Source organism: Marinobacter sp. (assembly GCF_041690455.1).
Classification (GTDB): Bacteria; Pseudomonadota; Gammaproteobacteria; order Pseudomonadales; family Oleiphilaceae; genus Marinobacter.
Window position 1 is genome coordinate 71,744 of the sequence record NZ_JAWLHI010000006.1, and the last position, 13,578, is coordinate 85,321.

At 52.8% G+C, this 13,578-nt stretch carries 17 protein-coding genes and 1 other RNA gene; 13 read left to right on the forward strand and 5 right to left on the reverse strand.

Going from position 1 to position 13,578, the window contains the following annotated elements:
* Positions 1 to 23: 23 nt before the first annotated feature.
* On the forward strand, positions 24 to 779 hold the full coding sequence (locus tag ACESMW_RS02470; RefSeq protein WP_372985500.1) for a DUF2726 domain-containing protein: 756 nt from the start codon (positions 24 to 26) through the stop codon (positions 777 to 779).
* A gap of 374 nt (positions 780 to 1,153) precedes the next feature.
* Positions 1,154 to 2,095 carry a DNA cytosine methyltransferase gene (locus tag ACESMW_RS02475; protein WP_372985501.1) on the forward strand — a complete coding sequence of 314 codons (942 nt, stop codon included), beginning with the start codon at positions 1,154 to 1,156 and terminating at the stop codon, positions 2,093 to 2,095.
* A gap of 9 nt (positions 2,096 to 2,104) precedes the next feature.
* Here ACESMW_RS02475 and ACESMW_RS02480 read toward each other — a convergent pair whose 3' ends face one another.
* Positions 2,105 to 3,007, reverse strand: a complete 903-nt coding sequence (locus ACESMW_RS02480) for a hypothetical protein (protein ID WP_372985502.1) — start codon at positions 3,005 to 3,007, stop codon at positions 2,105 to 2,107.
* Positions 3,008 to 4,087 carry a ParB N-terminal domain-containing protein gene (locus tag ACESMW_RS02485; protein WP_372985503.1) on the reverse strand — a complete coding sequence of 360 codons (1,080 nt, stop codon included), beginning with the start codon at positions 4,085 to 4,087 and terminating at the stop codon, positions 3,008 to 3,010.
* 556 nt (positions 4,088 to 4,643) lie between these two features.
* Between ACESMW_RS02485 and ACESMW_RS02490 the strand changes: the two genes are divergently transcribed.
* The 11 genes from ACESMW_RS02490 to ACESMW_RS02540 all read left to right on the forward strand — a co-directional run bounded on the left by ACESMW_RS02490 (position 4,644) and on the right by ACESMW_RS02540 (position 12,089).
* Positions 4,644 to 4,805: a hypothetical protein gene (locus ACESMW_RS02490; RefSeq protein ID WP_285356147.1), complete on the forward strand. Its 162-nt coding sequence runs from the start codon at positions 4,644 to 4,646 to the stop codon at positions 4,803 to 4,805.
* Complete coding sequence (locus ACESMW_RS02495) at positions 4,802 to 5,266, forward strand: hypothetical protein (protein WP_372985504.1); 465 nt, start codon at positions 4,802 to 4,804, stop codon at positions 5,264 to 5,266. The genes ACESMW_RS02490 and ACESMW_RS02495 overlap by 4 nt, the downstream gene beginning before the upstream one ends.
* On the forward strand, positions 5,263 to 5,583 hold the full coding sequence (locus ACESMW_RS02500; protein ID WP_372985505.1) for a hypothetical protein: 321 nt from the start codon (positions 5,263 to 5,265) through the stop codon (positions 5,581 to 5,583). Before ACESMW_RS02495 ends, ACESMW_RS02500 begins: the two co-directional genes overlap by 4 nt.
* A gap of 586 nt (positions 5,584 to 6,169) precedes the next feature.
* On the forward strand, positions 6,170 to 6,466 hold the full coding sequence (locus tag ACESMW_RS02505) for a hypothetical protein (protein ID WP_099618796.1): 297 nt from the start codon (positions 6,170 to 6,172) through the stop codon (positions 6,464 to 6,466).
* Between the two features lie 19 nt (positions 6,467 to 6,485).
* Entirely contained in the window at positions 6,486 to 6,695 is a 210-nt protein-coding gene (locus tag ACESMW_RS02510) for a hypothetical protein (protein ID WP_372985506.1), read from the forward strand.
* 9 nt (positions 6,696 to 6,704) lie between these two features.
* Positions 6,705 to 6,905: a hypothetical protein gene (locus tag ACESMW_RS02515; protein ID WP_372985507.1), complete on the forward strand. Its 201-nt coding sequence runs from the start codon at positions 6,705 to 6,707 to the stop codon at positions 6,903 to 6,905.
* Positions 6,906 to 7,340: 435 nt separating this feature from the next.
* Positions 7,341 to 8,291: a hypothetical protein gene (locus tag ACESMW_RS02520; RefSeq protein ID WP_372985508.1), complete on the forward strand. Its 951-nt coding sequence runs from the start codon at positions 7,341 to 7,343 to the stop codon at positions 8,289 to 8,291.
* A 2-nt stretch (positions 8,292 to 8,293) separates the two neighbouring features.
* Positions 8,294 to 8,566 (forward strand): hypothetical protein, encoded by a 273-nt coding sequence (locus ACESMW_RS02525; protein ID WP_372985509.1) that lies wholly within the window; start codon positions 8,294 to 8,296, stop codon positions 8,564 to 8,566.
* A gap of 3 nt (positions 8,567 to 8,569) precedes the next feature.
* Positions 8,570 to 9,715, forward strand: coding sequence for a zonular occludens toxin domain-containing protein (locus ACESMW_RS02530; protein ID WP_372985510.1), 1,146 nt, complete (start codon positions 8,570 to 8,572; stop codon positions 9,713 to 9,715).
* Positions 9,716 to 9,831: 116 nt separating this feature from the next.
* On the forward strand, positions 9,832 to 11,097 hold the full coding sequence (locus ACESMW_RS02535; protein ID WP_372985511.1) for a hypothetical protein: 1,266 nt from the start codon (positions 9,832 to 9,834) through the stop codon (positions 11,095 to 11,097).
* Positions 11,094 to 12,089: a tyrosine-type recombinase/integrase gene (locus tag ACESMW_RS02540; RefSeq protein ID WP_372985512.1), complete on the forward strand. Its 996-nt coding sequence runs from the start codon at positions 11,094 to 11,096 to the stop codon at positions 12,087 to 12,089. Before ACESMW_RS02535 ends, ACESMW_RS02540 begins: the two co-directional genes overlap by 4 nt.
* Here the strand turns inward: ACESMW_RS02540 and ACESMW_RS02545 are convergent.
* The 3 genes from ACESMW_RS02545 to ssrA form a co-directional block, all read right to left on the reverse strand.
* Positions 12,045 to 12,755 (reverse strand): transglycosylase domain-containing protein, encoded by a 711-nt coding sequence (locus tag ACESMW_RS02545; protein WP_372985513.1) that lies wholly within the window; start codon positions 12,753 to 12,755, stop codon positions 12,045 to 12,047. The two genes, ACESMW_RS02540 and ACESMW_RS02545, sit on opposite strands and share 45 nt — an antisense overlap.
* On the reverse strand, positions 12,734 to 13,171 hold the full coding sequence (locus ACESMW_RS02550; protein ID WP_372985514.1) for a hypothetical protein: 438 nt from the start codon (positions 13,169 to 13,171) through the stop codon (positions 12,734 to 12,736). The genes ACESMW_RS02545 and ACESMW_RS02550 overlap by 22 nt, the downstream gene beginning before the upstream one ends.
* A 220-nt stretch (positions 13,172 to 13,391) precedes the next feature.
* Positions 13,392 to 13,578, reverse strand: a transfer-messenger RNA (tmRNA) gene (gene ssrA, locus ACESMW_RS02555); the annotation flags it as partial.

Here is a 13,578-nt window from a genome sequence, read left to right on the forward strand (position 1 = left end):
ATTGAAAAGGTTTAGGTGATCCCGTGTTTGATGGACTGTTGTATCCAATCCTCTTGGTCGTGCTCGCGGTCATTATTTTTTTTATCGCTTCTCCGCTGTCACCGCTCTCTAAAAAGGCCAGAGTTGAGTTCCCCTATCAACGTCGTGAACGCTTAATGACAGAAGCGGAAGGGTCCTTCTACCAGGTCCTTGAGCTTGCGCTTCCTGCAGACCGTTACAGACTTTTTGGGAAAGTTAGAGTTGAAGATCTCATTTCGGTCAAACCAGGGCTGGATCGGTCGACCAGGCAGTCCTTTCGAAATCGAATTAAGAGCCGGCACATCGATATTGTGGTAGTGGAACGCAAAACCTTTAAGCCGGTTTGGGCGGTTGAGCTGGATGATAAATCGCATGATTCGGTCAAGAGAAAGGAGCGTGACACCTTTCTAGATAACGCCTTCGAAGCTGCAGAATTGCCCCTCGTCCGGTTCAAAGCAAAACGCAGCTATACCGCTGCCGATATAAAAACAGCTCTGGGTTTAGATCAGACTGACTTCCCCGTTGAGGAGACGATCGCCGCAAGTGAAGAAAGCACGGCGACAAGTGCAGAGTCTATTTCTGCGTCTCGTGCTGAGGATGCACCAGAAGGGTTTTGCCCGCGTTGTTACGCTCCTATGGTCAAGAAACGGGTTCGCTCAGGTAAGCATGCTGGGGCTGAGGTTATGGCCTGCACTCGATACCCTAAATGCCGAAAGCTTCTTCCTATTGCTGTCCCTGCTGCGCAAAAGGGTAGCGATTAGCCTGGAGAAATAGACTTGTCCTGTTTTCCGTGCGGTGGAGGCGGTCTCCCGCAAGACCTTAGGAAAATCCTCTAAGAACCACCACCAGGAAAGGTTAACTGGACCTAAGCTGTTTGGTCAGGACGACCGGAGCTCACCGCCGGCAAGGATGCCTGGCAAGCGCGACACCTGCATAGTGGTGTGACTCTAGGGAGAGGTCTGGTATAAACCCTGCCTGTAGGGAGATAGGCCCCTCTCCTCCCTAGAGTTAGTTGTTTTATTTTTCGTTCGTATCTGTAAACTGCAAGGGCCTTGATCTCTTTCAGAATTTCGCTGGCCGTGCGTATAAAAATCGGCTATGCTACATATATATCAAATAGTTAGGGCTGTCTTTCATGGTTACGGCGGTGTCATTGTTTACGGGCTGTGGAGGCTCAGATTTCGGGTTGCATCAAGCGGGTGTAGATGTTCGGTTTGCTAACGATGTTCTGCCTTATGCCCGAGACGTCTATCTCGCTAATTTACCAGAGACGGATTACCAAGTTTGCGATGTTGCGGGAATAGAGTCCTTCCCTAAGACAGACCTTTTAGTAGGTTGTTATCCCTGTCAAGGCTTTAGCCAAGGTGGTGCCAGAAAGGCAGACCGTAAGGTGAACTATTTGTATCGCCAGTTCGTGAGAGCGTTAAAACAGATTAAGCCCAAAGCTTTCGTGGTGGAGAACGTCTCAGGAATGCAGCGTGCTGATTTCTCCCATTTATTGAGAGCTCAAATAACGCAGTTTAGACTTTGTGGCTACCGTGTTTCTTGGGATACTATGAATTCTGCAGATTACGGAACTCCTCAAGAAAGGAAAAGGATCATCATAGTTGGTCTTCGCTCGGATCTTGGTGAAAGATTCGAATTTCCCGAACCAACACATGGGAAATACCAAGAGGGATCGCATGTAACTATACGAGAGGCTATTGGTGACCTACCTGATTGGCCGGAGGGGGAATATTGGACCGAGCCATTTCATTGGTATTATCTTTCCAGAAATCGACGGAGAGACTGGGAGGAGATTAGTAAAACTATCGTGAGCCATCCAAGGCATATGCCGCTTCACCCAGTTAGCCCTAAGTTGCAGAGGATCCATACCGATAAGTGGATATGGGCTGAGGATCGACCGGCACGTCGCTTTTCATTTAGAGAAGCTGCGAGACTCCAAGGCTTCCCAAAGGGAATGGTATTTCCGGATACGGAGAACAGCTCGTTGCGAGAGAAGTATAGAGTGGTGGGGAATGCAGTTCCCCCGCAACTGTTCAAGTCAGTGTCGCGTAAATTGTTATCTTATCTGTGACGATAGGATTTAAACTAGATCTAGTCGTTCTTCGGTAAATGAGTTTACCAGTTCATCAGCTCCGTAACCTATCTCAGGATCATTTTCCAGTTGAGTGAGCATCCGGAGGCGGTCCATAATTATAGTCATAGATATTTCGCCTGGCACTGCCCAGTTTCCGGTGTTATTCCTGAACGAGTGTGGGATAAAGATTAACTGCATCCAGTTGTGAGTTGGGCATAGGTGACTCCCTAGGCGATTGTTTGAGATCTCATGGGTCTTTCTTGCCCAGTCACTTCTAGAGCATGCACATTGGGCCAGTGCCGAAGGTATGTTGTGTTTTTCGTGGTTATCTAAATCTAACCAAGCCGCCAGGTCAATGCCGCCATCTCCTGAGTCTCTTCTCCGATATGTTGCTTCATCAATTAAAGGTTTTGCGCCAATATCAACACCTAACTTATGAATTCTTTCGTGTTTTGGTCCTTGATAGTCCGTTTCGTTCTTTCCAAAAGCTTTTACCACTCCGGTTGTTGGCCAGATACCTTTCATTGCATTAAGAGAAGCCCGCTCGAACGCCTCAGTGAGCTTGCTTTGGTCAGTACGCTTTATAAATGGGAGGTTTGCACAAAGAAGAAGAAAAATATATTTCTTGTGTTTATCCGTTAAATCGTCATATCCATGTAATACTTTTCCATGCTCAACGATTTTGAATGGATAGAACTCACCGAAGGCAGCTTCCCTCCAGGTTAGCTGAGCTAGATTGTCCTCTAAGTCACCGTCATTCAACTGTTTATCTGTCTTATCTTCAATATAGTCCTTTATATCATCTCTGCTACAAAAACGATCCGGTGTTAGTAAACAAAGCAGTTCTGAAAAATCTGCCAGTGTATGAATGTCTGAGTCCCGAGGGTGATCCAATTTTATAACTGTCATTCAGTCATCCTCATTCTCGAACTCGGATCTTATTGAAACGAGGAGGTTTTTGGCTTTCTTTTGTACTCTTTCAGCCATTGCGAGATCATCTTCATCTAATCCTTGAGCAATAGCTAGTGTCTCTTGTGCAAGCTGGAGCGCCTTGTCTGCGCTTACTAGTTGGGCGCGAATAGTTTCTAATGGCCCGCTTGTTAAAAGATCAGCTTGATCTAACGGTTCACCTTTTCGCAATGCTTTCAGAGCCTCAGGGCTGGAGACAATTCTCGCCATTTTGCTGAAATTTCGCGACTCTCCGAGGACAGTGTGTCCGCCGCTTTCTTTCTTGAACGTCCAAGTGAAGAATTCTTCCAGTTCTCTGGGCTTGATGTTGTTGGCTTCAACATCTGACGCGCCCTCCAAACCAATAAAGTTGGCTATATCTTCCCAGCCAATCCCTGTGGTTAGAAGAGAAAATGGGATGTCATCTGCTTCAAGTTTTAGGCGGTTAAGTATTCCTAGGTCCTCAGCTTTCGTCAAAAGCTCGAGGCCTGTTAAATACTTTGCAACAGTTGTTGATTTGCTGCCTATTTCCTTTGCAAGTTCTTTGTGAGCTTTTTCATGATCATCTCTGTCATGAAAAGAGCGAAGTTGCTTAACATATCTGGCTTTTGCTAGTGCATCCCAAGCCTTTATTCCAGTTATATGACGATAACCTAGATATACTAATATTTGATCTCTGTCACTGAAAACTAAACATGGAACATCTTCAGGCTTTTCTTTGGCACCCGATTTTACGAGTGAGACTCTACTTTGCTGAAGCGGTGGTTCTATTTCGCCATTAAGTAGTTTAAGAGCCGCCAGTCGCCGGTTTCCTTCAACAACAAAGTATTTTGAGTCATCATCTTTGACTACCATTAATGGCTCACCGGCAAAATATCCCTTTTCGCCAATGGACATCATTAATTCAACCAGATTGCACTCCAATAGGAAGTATTTAATGATTTCCGAGTCATTGGAGTGTTTGTATCTATTCGGCAATCGTGGGTTGTCTGGATCAAATTTTAGGTCGGATACCAATATGTCGTCTAAGTTTGGCTTCATGAAATGACCTTTTATGCTATTTAGTAATTTAAGTTGAGCCTGAAACCGTCACCACACACTACGACGGTCAGCCCTTTTGTTTTTATCGTTCCCCTCGTCGGTCTCCATACCAGGAACTGGCGATTCTCGCCGCCAAGCTGAAACCTATCCTGCTTTCAGGCTGTTTTCTCTTCTAGCAACTTCGGTTAATGGGTCGACTTGGCCGCACGACTCGTCGGTTTTGCCGGTCATAAGCCAAAGTGTGTACTTCGGCCAAGTCTGACAAACCCGTTCCAATAGATCCCCTCTTGGTATTCGACCTGTTTGCTCCATTCCCTCGAGCGTTTTTTTCGCAACGCCAATGATCTCGCAGAACTCGGCCCTTCCGCTCGTCTCGGCCTCGCGAATCAGTCGAACTTTTTTCGCTAATTCGCTTGACATGTACTTAGTTCCAAGTATCCTTAGAAATAAGGTGTACCCATATCTAAGGTCACCATAAATGAGTGTGTAATTCAGTGTAGCAGAGTGCAAAACAGTGGACGAGCAAAAACAAATCATCTTGCTAGCAACTCCGGTCATGACCCAGGAGCGCTACTCCCAACTGACCGGCCTCACGGAAGGGCAGGTCAGGGGCCAGATCGAAAAGGGCCACCTGCCATCCCTGAAGATTGGCCGGGTGCGCATGGTGAACATCGCCGCACTGTCCCAGCAGGCAATGGATAAGGAGGACTGGCAATGAAGCGTCTAAACCAGGTTGGCAAAGCTGTTCAGGTCTTCGTTGAGGTTGGCCATAGAAACGGGGCTGACGTACCCGGTGTCTGGTTCTTCAATGGTGGACAGATGGTTGCCTCTGCTGATCGCCTGGGCCCGGCCCGCATGGTCGCCCCTGGCACAGTCGCTGTCAGCGCCTCAGGCCGCCAATGGATGGCCGTAGGTGGTGATCGCATCAACGGTGCTGCCGGCTGGTCTTTCGTCTCTCCTTATACCGAACAGCGCCCCGTCGATGGCGATGCCGTCCGCTTCAACGACAACCCCAAGGCCCTGAAGATCCGCGCCAAGCTGGACGCCTACCTGGACTACTTCCAAAGCGTGAAAGGAACGTTTCCGGATTCGATTGTCCTGCGTCGTGAACAGTTGGCCGTATGCGGCGCCGAACCGGGCCAATTCTATAAAGGCATCCGCCTGGAGGCCTTCTCATGACTCCAGGTAACCGCAACCCGAACCAGAACCCAAGTTTTGCCTTCCAGGGCCCACGCCCGTCCTCTGCACTCACCCCGGATGCCCTGGAAGGCCTTTTAACCACCCTGGTGGAGCGCCTCAGCCAGCTTAGAGACGTCCGCACCGATTACCCGTGCGACTACCTCGCCCGCTGCAAGGCCGCCTTCACTGATCGACTGATCCAAGAACTGGAAGCCAGCCACCACCACAGCCCGGCCTTCGATCGCCTGATCCAGCTGCGCGACGCCTGGGACTGCGGAACCCTGGACCTTCCCAACGTCACGGAGACCGAGCTATGAGCCACATTCCCCCAAGAAAATCCAAACCTGACGACAAAGAACGCCGCTTCTACGTCAGCGCCCCCAGCTCCTGTTACCTCCAACTGCAACAGGAAGCTGTCCAGAGAGGCACCGACCTCTGGACCCTCGGCGGTGCCGTCCTGCGCTCCTGGTTAGAGGCCGGCTGCCCCGATTTGGGCTTCCAGGCACAACACCCTGAAAAGTCTTCGAGTCCGCCCCCGTCATCGTCACCACTCGCGCACGACCAGGGGGCCGGACAGTGAGCGCTGCAAGGCTGGCGCGAAGCGCCAGGGCCAACGGCCCCTTGGCCTTGTGGCGGTCACTGGCTGGTCCACAGTGCGCACAAAGAGTGGTGAGGATGTCGGGGGAGGACGCCCGCCCCTTGATTCCGAGCCATGAGCACAAGAGGCAAGCGGAGCGCGGCAGGCGACAGGGATCGTTACCCGTAAGGGTGGCCACCTTAGTGGCCAGGAGCAGAGCGAGTAGAGCCCGCCCCGAAGGGGTCGCATAACCCAGATTCAAACCGCCCGGAGTTTCCGGGATTCACAACCCAGGCAACACCCAACGAAACCAGAGGACATAAGCAATGGAAAACTACCTGAACCTCATGATCATCGGCGCCACCCGCTACGACATTGACGGCAACCGAGGCGGCTCACTCTGGGCCTATTCCCCCGCAGAAGCCGACGACGACAACCGCGTCGGTAACGAAGTGATGAAAATCGCCTGCGACTGGAAACACATCGACCAGCTCAGGAACCACGCCGAACGCCTCCCGGCCATGTTCACCGTCAAAGCCCAGATGAAAGCCGGGCAGGGCGGCAAGATCACCTTCAAGGCCCTGGAGCTCAAGCCCCAGGAACCCATCAAGAAAACCGCGTAACCGGAACGGAGACTCACCGGTGAGCAAAGCAATCCTGTGTGACGGCGACTGGACAATCACAGCTTCCGGCTGGGACTGCACCGGCGCCATCACCCAGGTGGTGTACACGGCCCCCGTCGAGTACACCCCGGCAATGATCGCCGAAGCACTGTTCCAGGGCTTCAGCGTGACCTTGCCCTTAATGGCGGTCGCATGGGGCGGCCGTCAACTCCTGAAAATGCTGAAGTGAGGTAATGCCATGAAAAAGCAACTGATCACCCTGGCCGCAATGGCCTTCACCCTCGTCGGTGGCCCCGCTGCCGCCGCTGACTGGTCCACCATGACCGGCGGCCTGGACTTCTCCGGCGAAATCACCGGCGTGATTGCCGTGGTCGGTGTCCTGGCCGGCTTCTACGTGGTCCGCAAAGGCGGCCGCCTCCTGCTGAGCATGATCAAGTAGGAGAGAAGCAATGGCAGAGCTGTGGGATTGGACATTCTTTCTGATGGGAGCCGCACTATGCGTCTATCTGTTCAAGGATGTCTGATCCTGCTGCTCTGCTTTTTCGCTTCCTCTGCCTACTCATCCGTTGAATACAGGGCGGGTGGCTCCGGTCAAAACCCTAAGTACGGTTCGACTCCCTACGATGCCGCTGTTCAAAAGGAGGGCTCTTGTTCGTCTTCACACGTGAGTGAGCCTATAAACCTGAATCAAAGTTATGATCCCGACCCCACACAATATGACGTCTGGCAAACCCATTCAAAGTGGACGTATAACTGTGCGTGGCCAGGTGGTCGGCATTATGTGCCGGTCTATGTCAGATTCACGGAAGATCAATGTGAATCCCCAGCAGTGTATATAGAAGACCCTGAAAATCCCGGGGTCTTTATTTGTGATGTGCCTCCCCAGGAACCGGAAGAATGCTATGAAAACGGCGAGATCTACGACGCCCAGAACCAGCAATGTGTCCAGAGCTGCCCCGAAGGCTCCCTGAACGGCGTCTGCCTCGAACTGCCCGCCAATAACGAAGAAAACTGCAACGCCGAATCCCCCGATTACCAGGGCTTCATCGGCAACGGCAACACCAAAATGAACCTCTGCGAATCCAACCGCCAATGCGAGGGCGGTGCCTTCGGAGTGGTCAACGGAACCCCGGCCTGCATCCCCGACGAATACGGCCCGCCAACCTGTGACGTCTCCACCGTCGCCGTGCTCGATGAATACGGCTTCGTCTGCGCCGATCCCCAGGACGCCCCCGAACCCGGCCAGGAACCGGATGAATGGTGGAAAGACGAAGAACCCAACACCGACACCGACGGCGATGGGGAACCCGACGAATACGACCCCGGCAACGACCCTACCAGCGTCGATAAAGGCATTAACCAGGTTAACCAGGGCGTGAGCGAAACCAACGACAAACTCGACGGCGCAAACGACCGCCTGGATAAGATCAGCAAAGGCATCGCCAAGTCCAACGAGCTCCAGGACGAAGCCAACGGCGTGGCAGACGATACCCGCAACACCCTGAAAGAAATCAACGACAAACTCGACGCCCCCGAAGACGGATTCAACACCGAAGGCCTGCTGGGCATTCCAACCCTCACGGAAACCGCCACCAGCTTTAAAACTGCCGTCATGGGCAACGAACTGATCCAGTCCGTCAGCGGACTCAAAGACCTACCGTCCCACACCAGCTGCCCGGTGTGGACCATCCCGGCCACCGACTACTGGGAGGCCAAACCGATGAACGTCCATTGCGACATCCTCGAAGATTACCGGGGCACCTTCTCCGTCATCTTCATGTTCTTCTGGACCGGCATCGCCATCTACGCATTCTTGAGGGCTTAACCATGGGAGACATCATTCAGGCAATCATCGATTTCTGGATCGAAGTGGTACTACTGGTACCCCGGATCATCTTCTGGGCCGCGTTCGAGGTCCTGGAACTGGCGCTCGACATGCTGCCCGCCATCGACATCGTCGACCCGCAAACCCTCAGCTCCGGGTTCACCGGCGACCTGGTGTACTTCCTCACCATCATGGAATTCCAGTACGGCCTTGGCGCGGTCACCTCCGCCCTGGTCGCCCGGTTCCTGCTCCGTCGCATCCCGTTCATAGGCTAAGCCATGTCCATCGTCGGTTACTCAGGCCTTCCAGGATCGGGCAAGAGCTACGGCGTGGTCGAAAACGTCGTCATCCCCGCCCTGGAATCGGGCCGCCACATCATCACCAATATCCCGTTGAAACTGGGGCGACTGTCCGACGACTTCCCCCAGGGCAAAGTGACCCTGTTCGATAACCGGGACGCCGAAGACGATCCCGGCTTCTTCGACCTGGAACGCCACCCCGCCGGCGTCATCTGGATCATCGACGAAGCCTGGCGCTTCTGGAAAAGCGGCATGAAAGCCACCAACATCCCCCAGAATCAAAAGGAGTTCTTCACCGAACACCGCCACAACGTCGGCGAGGACGGAAGAACCAACGAGATCGTCCTGGTCACCCAGGACCTGGCCCAACTCTGCGCCTTCGTAAGAGGCCTGGTGGAAGAAACCTACCGAGCCGTGAAACTGACCGCCATCGGTCAGAAAAACAAATACCGGGTCGACGTCTACATGGGCGCCGCGACCGGCCAGAAACCCGGTAAACCCATGCGCCAGCTCTACGGCAGCTACAAGCCCGACATCTACCAGTACTACAAGAGCCACACCAGGAACAAAACCGACTTCGCCGCCGGCATGGAAGAGAAAGCCGACGATCGCGCCAACGTCCTCAAGCACCCGCTGATCAAATTCGGTGTGCCGGTCGCCATCCTGGTCATGGCCTTCGGCGTGATGAAAGTGGTGGCGTATTTCAGCGCCGGGGAACCGGACACAGAGCCAGCAACACCCACGCAGCAATCCACCACGAAAAACGTCCGAACGGCGAGCACCGCCCCAACCAGACAAACCACCCGAATCCGGGCCACCTCAGACCGGGAAGCCCGAGCCACCCACCAGGTGGCCTTCGAGATCGAACCCGGCTGGCTACCGATCTCCGACAAGTGGCGCATCGTGGGTGAAGTGAACGGCGTGTACTGGATCTGGGGCGAGAACGGTACCCGCAAGATCCACAGCCGCATCTGCGCCAGGTTCCAGCGCACCGGGGAACCCTACTGCGTCATCGAGGGCAAGCTGGTGACCTGGTACAGCTACAAGGAACCACAGCGGGAAGGGGAACGGACCGAAAGACGGAGTTACCTGGACACCAAAACAACGGAAGGCGACGGCGCGTGAGTGCGAGCGGAGCGACCACCACGCGCCGCGCCAGCGGCAGAGACGTCCCTGTAACACGTCTCATGGAAAACGACATCAGTCGATTTACGACCACAGACAACCACAGAAGGCCACAGATGAAAATCAGAGACTTTGAAAGACTGGACATCACCACCGGGGAAATCGGTAAAGGGGATCTGTTCATCGGTCCCGAAGGTCAGCAGGTCGACCTGAAAAACGTCAACGTCCTCTGGACCGGAGTGGATACCGTCCGGCAACTGTTCGAGGGACGACTGAAGCCAGAACCCCTGGCCGAAATCGTCACCGCCTACGAATCCAGCTTCGACGCCACCATCACCGTCAGGGGCATTCCCTTCCGGGTCCAGTCCGGCAGGCGAGGGGGCTTCAAGTACATACTGCAGAACCGCGAATACGGCTTAACGATCCTGCTCCAGAACTTCTACGCCGAAGCCGACAGCCAGGGCACTCACGTTAAAATCGAGACCTCCCCCAGATGGCTCTACGAACGCTCCAGCCACCAGATCCACGACGAACTGACGGAATGGGGCATGCACTTCCTCAAGGCTATCAAACCGGTCGGTATCGCTTTACACCTGGCCGTCGACTTCCAGGGCTGGGAACCACCCCAGGACTTTGCGCAGCACTTCGTCACCAGGGCAAGGACCATCAGCGTCCACAATGGCATCAGCGATATGCACTTCAAGGGCCTGGAAGGCAGCACCATCAACGGACGGGGCGAAACCTACACCTTCGGCAAGGCCAACAGCCTGCAGGTGTGCCTCTATGACAAATCCAAGGAAGTGGACGTCTCCGACAAACGCGCCTTCATGGAAGGCATCTGGGAATGTGCGGTCAATGAAGAGTCCTTCCCGGACACCTGCTACGACCCTGAAAAACCCGTCTGGCGCCTGGAAATCCGTTTCCATCACCGCATCGTGAACGAGATCTCCCAGGGCACCCCCGGCATGAAGCCCATCTACACCTACATGGACGCCGTGCCCCACCTCACCGGCCTCTGGCAATACGCTCTGACCGGTAATCGCTACGAAGTAAAACGGGAATGGGTCCACCCCATCTGGACCAAGCTCAGGGAAGACATCGGCTTCGGCTACTCGGCCCCGGACCTGATGTACAAACGCGTAAAAAAGGAACCCGGTTGCGGCAACGAAAAGAACGTCTCCCTGGCCTTTGGCAATCTCTTGTCAATCTATGCACGCAACCGTTTTAACGCCCGACAGGCCTGGGACTGCCTCAAGAAATCCGGACTCTGGGAAGATCTATGCAACTACTACAGACGGCGGGAGATCTACGAAAACGAGCTGTTCCAGCTGGTCCAGGATGGACTCACGAAACGACGACTACTGACAAAGGTGGCCGCATGATCAAGAAGCTACCATCGGGACGGTGGCAGGTAGATGTCCAGCCTGGAGGGCGAGGGCAGAAACGTATACGGAAATCCTTCGATGCCAAGCCCGAAGCGCAACGTTTCGAACGTTGGGTGTTGAGTCAGCATGACTCGGGAACACCGGTTCCACATTTAAAGAAGGATCGTAGGAAGCTCTCGGAGCTGCTCCAGGTCTGGTACCTCGCGCATGGAAAATACCTCCGGGACGGAGAGCGTCGATACAGGCATTTGAAGCGCATGGCAGAAGCCTTCGGAAACCCCACTGCATCGAAGCTCACCGCCAATGACTATCTGGTCTACCGGGCTTTACGGGTCGAAGAGGATATTGCTCCGAAAACCTGTAACAACGAGCTGGGCTATCTCAATGCGGTTTTCAATGAACTGCACCGGACCGGGGAAATTAGCTATCAGAACCCGTTCCAGAGCATTCGCCCAATTAAAATTCAAGAACGGGAGATGGGTTACCTGGACATGGGCCAGATTCGGGCAATCTTCAAAGAGCTGCGGGAGAAAACCACGAATCCCCACGCGTTGCTAGTTGCGCGTATTTCACTGGAAACTGGCGCCAGGTGGTCTGAAGCTGAAAGCCTCACCCTCGACCGTCTGAAGCCCTATCGGGTGACCTACGACCAAACTAAGTCGGGTAAAAAGCGGTCAGTCCCAATTTCAAAGGATCTGTATAAGACGATCAAGAAGCACCTGGAGGAACACGGGAGTTTCGGTACATCCACGATCTCAGCGTTTAGGCGTGCTGTGGACCGCTCGGGTATCCAATTGCCCCAAGGCCAGTGTGCGCACATTCTGCGCCACACCTTTGCGAGCCATTTTATGATGAGTGGTGGGGATATACTGGTGCTTCAGCGAGTACTAGGACATTCAACTATTAATATGACAATGCGCTATGCGCACTTGAGCCCCGACCATCTAAATTCGGTTTCGGAGCTCAACTTGTTCGGTAATGTGTGCTGAATGATAGAGTCTTTGAGCTGTTGCGTTCCCGTTCATCGCACCTATCTCAAACCGTCGGACTTGGTGTAGGTGAATCCAACGATCATTCACTTTCTGTTGCCATTCGCCATTTACTATTAGTGGCTTGGGATACTTGAGTTGAGCGGTCAATAAAATTAAGTGGGAAAGACTCATGTCTTCGAAGCTAGTTGAGCAGCTCTTCTCGAGTTGCTCTGCACCCTCTTGTTGTGAGCCAAAAAAAGCACGAGATAAGTAAGCTTCCGCGATCTTCGACTTGTCGTGACGTCTGCATATTTCGATGGCGATCAGTTGTTCACGTACTTTTCTACGTACTGATCGTTCGTATCTTGCTGTCACTACTCGGACAAATTGTTGCTCGATGGTGCTTGCACCTCTTCTTTTCCCTCTAAATAGAGTTCCGAGCGACGCAGAAATGATGCCCAAAGGATCGATGCCCAAGTGAAGATTGTTTCGATGATCTTCGGCGATCACAAGTGCTGGGTAAAGGTACTTGGCTCTGTCTGAGATAACCTCCATCGCTTTTGAGCATCGTTCTATGTCAGCTTTGAAGGCTTCGTGGCCAAATTTGCAGGCTAACCTGGATGCGGCTACGTAAGGAGTCGTGAGTAGAGCGATGAAAACCCTCAGAATGGTGTTCTTTGCCATGTGACCTCACCGGATTGTTTAGCCACCATTGAGGAAAATTGCCCCACCATTTTCGATTTTTTTTGAAACATAAGTTGATGAAAGGTAGTGGATTCTCTTTCTTGTCCGTTTTCGATGATGTGCAAGAATATCTTGTCTTTTCCTAGATAATTCTTCTGTATGAAGCCCTCGATATGTCCTCGTGTCCTATTTTTACCGATGTAGTCTCTGGTTCCACTCTCAGCATCTTCGTAAGTTTTCTCAGCAGTTCCTCGTACGATCGTACCTTCTCTCCACAGTATAACCTCGTACCGGAGTACCATGTTTCGATAAGGGTTGTAGGCAGTCTTGAGGGTTTTTTTCTGGAAATACCACCGACCGTTGATATCGGGGACGGGGCAGATTTTTTCTCTGATCAAGAAGATCAGAAAACCCAAAATAAGGCCTCCTAGGACCGTTGCTGTAGTTGAAGTAAATAAGCTATCAAAGTCCATTCCGAATCGAAGCCGCCTTTTGGGGAGAGAGAGGAGGATAAATGTAATCTAGAGCCTAGCCTGCGTCGAGTATGCCTGTTGACAGTTGGTTGACACTTGCGCCGATTTTGTATCTGTAAGAACGAAAAAAGCCCCTGAAATCAGGGGCTTTCTTCTCTTTGGTTGGTGGAGACGGCGGGAATTGAACCCGCGTCCGCCAGTACTCAGCCTTGAGGTCTACATGTTTAGCGTCTCTCTATTGATTTAAGTTCGAGCGACCCGAGAGCCAGGGTGCAAGAACCGAGTTCTTTAAATCTTAGCCGTTAACCAGTGAACTCTGGGTAACGGAGCATCCCGTAAGCGATGACGTC

What these genes read in the sequence shown, in the direction of transcription:
- ACESMW_RS02475 (WP_372985501.1), top strand. Translation starts at nt 1,154, where the DNA reads ATGGTTACGGCGGTGTCATTGTTTACGGGCTGTGGAGGCTCAGATTTC.
- ACESMW_RS02480 (WP_372985502.1), bottom strand. Translation starts at nt 3,007, where the DNA reads ATGACAGTTATAAAATTGGATCACCCTCGGGACTCAGACATTCATACA.
- ACESMW_RS02485 (WP_372985503.1), bottom strand. Translation starts at nt 4,087, where the DNA reads ATGAAGCCAAACTTAGACGACATATTGGTATCCGACCTAAAATTTGAT.
- ACESMW_RS02490 (WP_285356147.1), top strand. Translation starts at nt 4,644, where the DNA reads ATGACCCAGGAGCGCTACTCCCAACTGACCGGCCTCACGGAAGGGCAG.
- ACESMW_RS02495 (WP_372985504.1), top strand. Translation starts at nt 4,802, where the DNA reads ATGAAGCGTCTAAACCAGGTTGGCAAAGCTGTTCAGGTCTTCGTTGAG.
- ACESMW_RS02500 (WP_372985505.1), top strand. Translation starts at nt 5,263, where the DNA reads ATGACTCCAGGTAACCGCAACCCGAACCAGAACCCAAGTTTTGCCTTC.
- ACESMW_RS02505 (WP_099618796.1), top strand. Translation starts at nt 6,170, where the DNA reads ATGGAAAACTACCTGAACCTCATGATCATCGGCGCCACCCGCTACGAC.
- ACESMW_RS02515 (WP_372985507.1), top strand. Translation starts at nt 6,705, where the DNA reads ATGAAAAAGCAACTGATCACCCTGGCCGCAATGGCCTTCACCCTCGTC.
- ACESMW_RS02525 (WP_372985509.1), top strand. Translation starts at nt 8,294, where the DNA reads ATGGGAGACATCATTCAGGCAATCATCGATTTCTGGATCGAAGTGGTA.
- ACESMW_RS02530 (WP_372985510.1), top strand. Translation starts at nt 8,570, where the DNA reads ATGTCCATCGTCGGTTACTCAGGCCTTCCAGGATCGGGCAAGAGCTAC.
- ACESMW_RS02535 (WP_372985511.1), top strand. Translation starts at nt 9,832, where the DNA reads ATGAAAATCAGAGACTTTGAAAGACTGGACATCACCACCGGGGAAATC.
- ACESMW_RS02540 (WP_372985512.1), top strand. Translation starts at nt 11,094, where the DNA reads ATGATCAAGAAGCTACCATCGGGACGGTGGCAGGTAGATGTCCAGCCT.
- ACESMW_RS02545 (WP_372985513.1), bottom strand. Translation starts at nt 12,755, where the DNA reads ATGGCAAAGAACACCATTCTGAGGGTTTTCATCGCTCTACTCACGACT.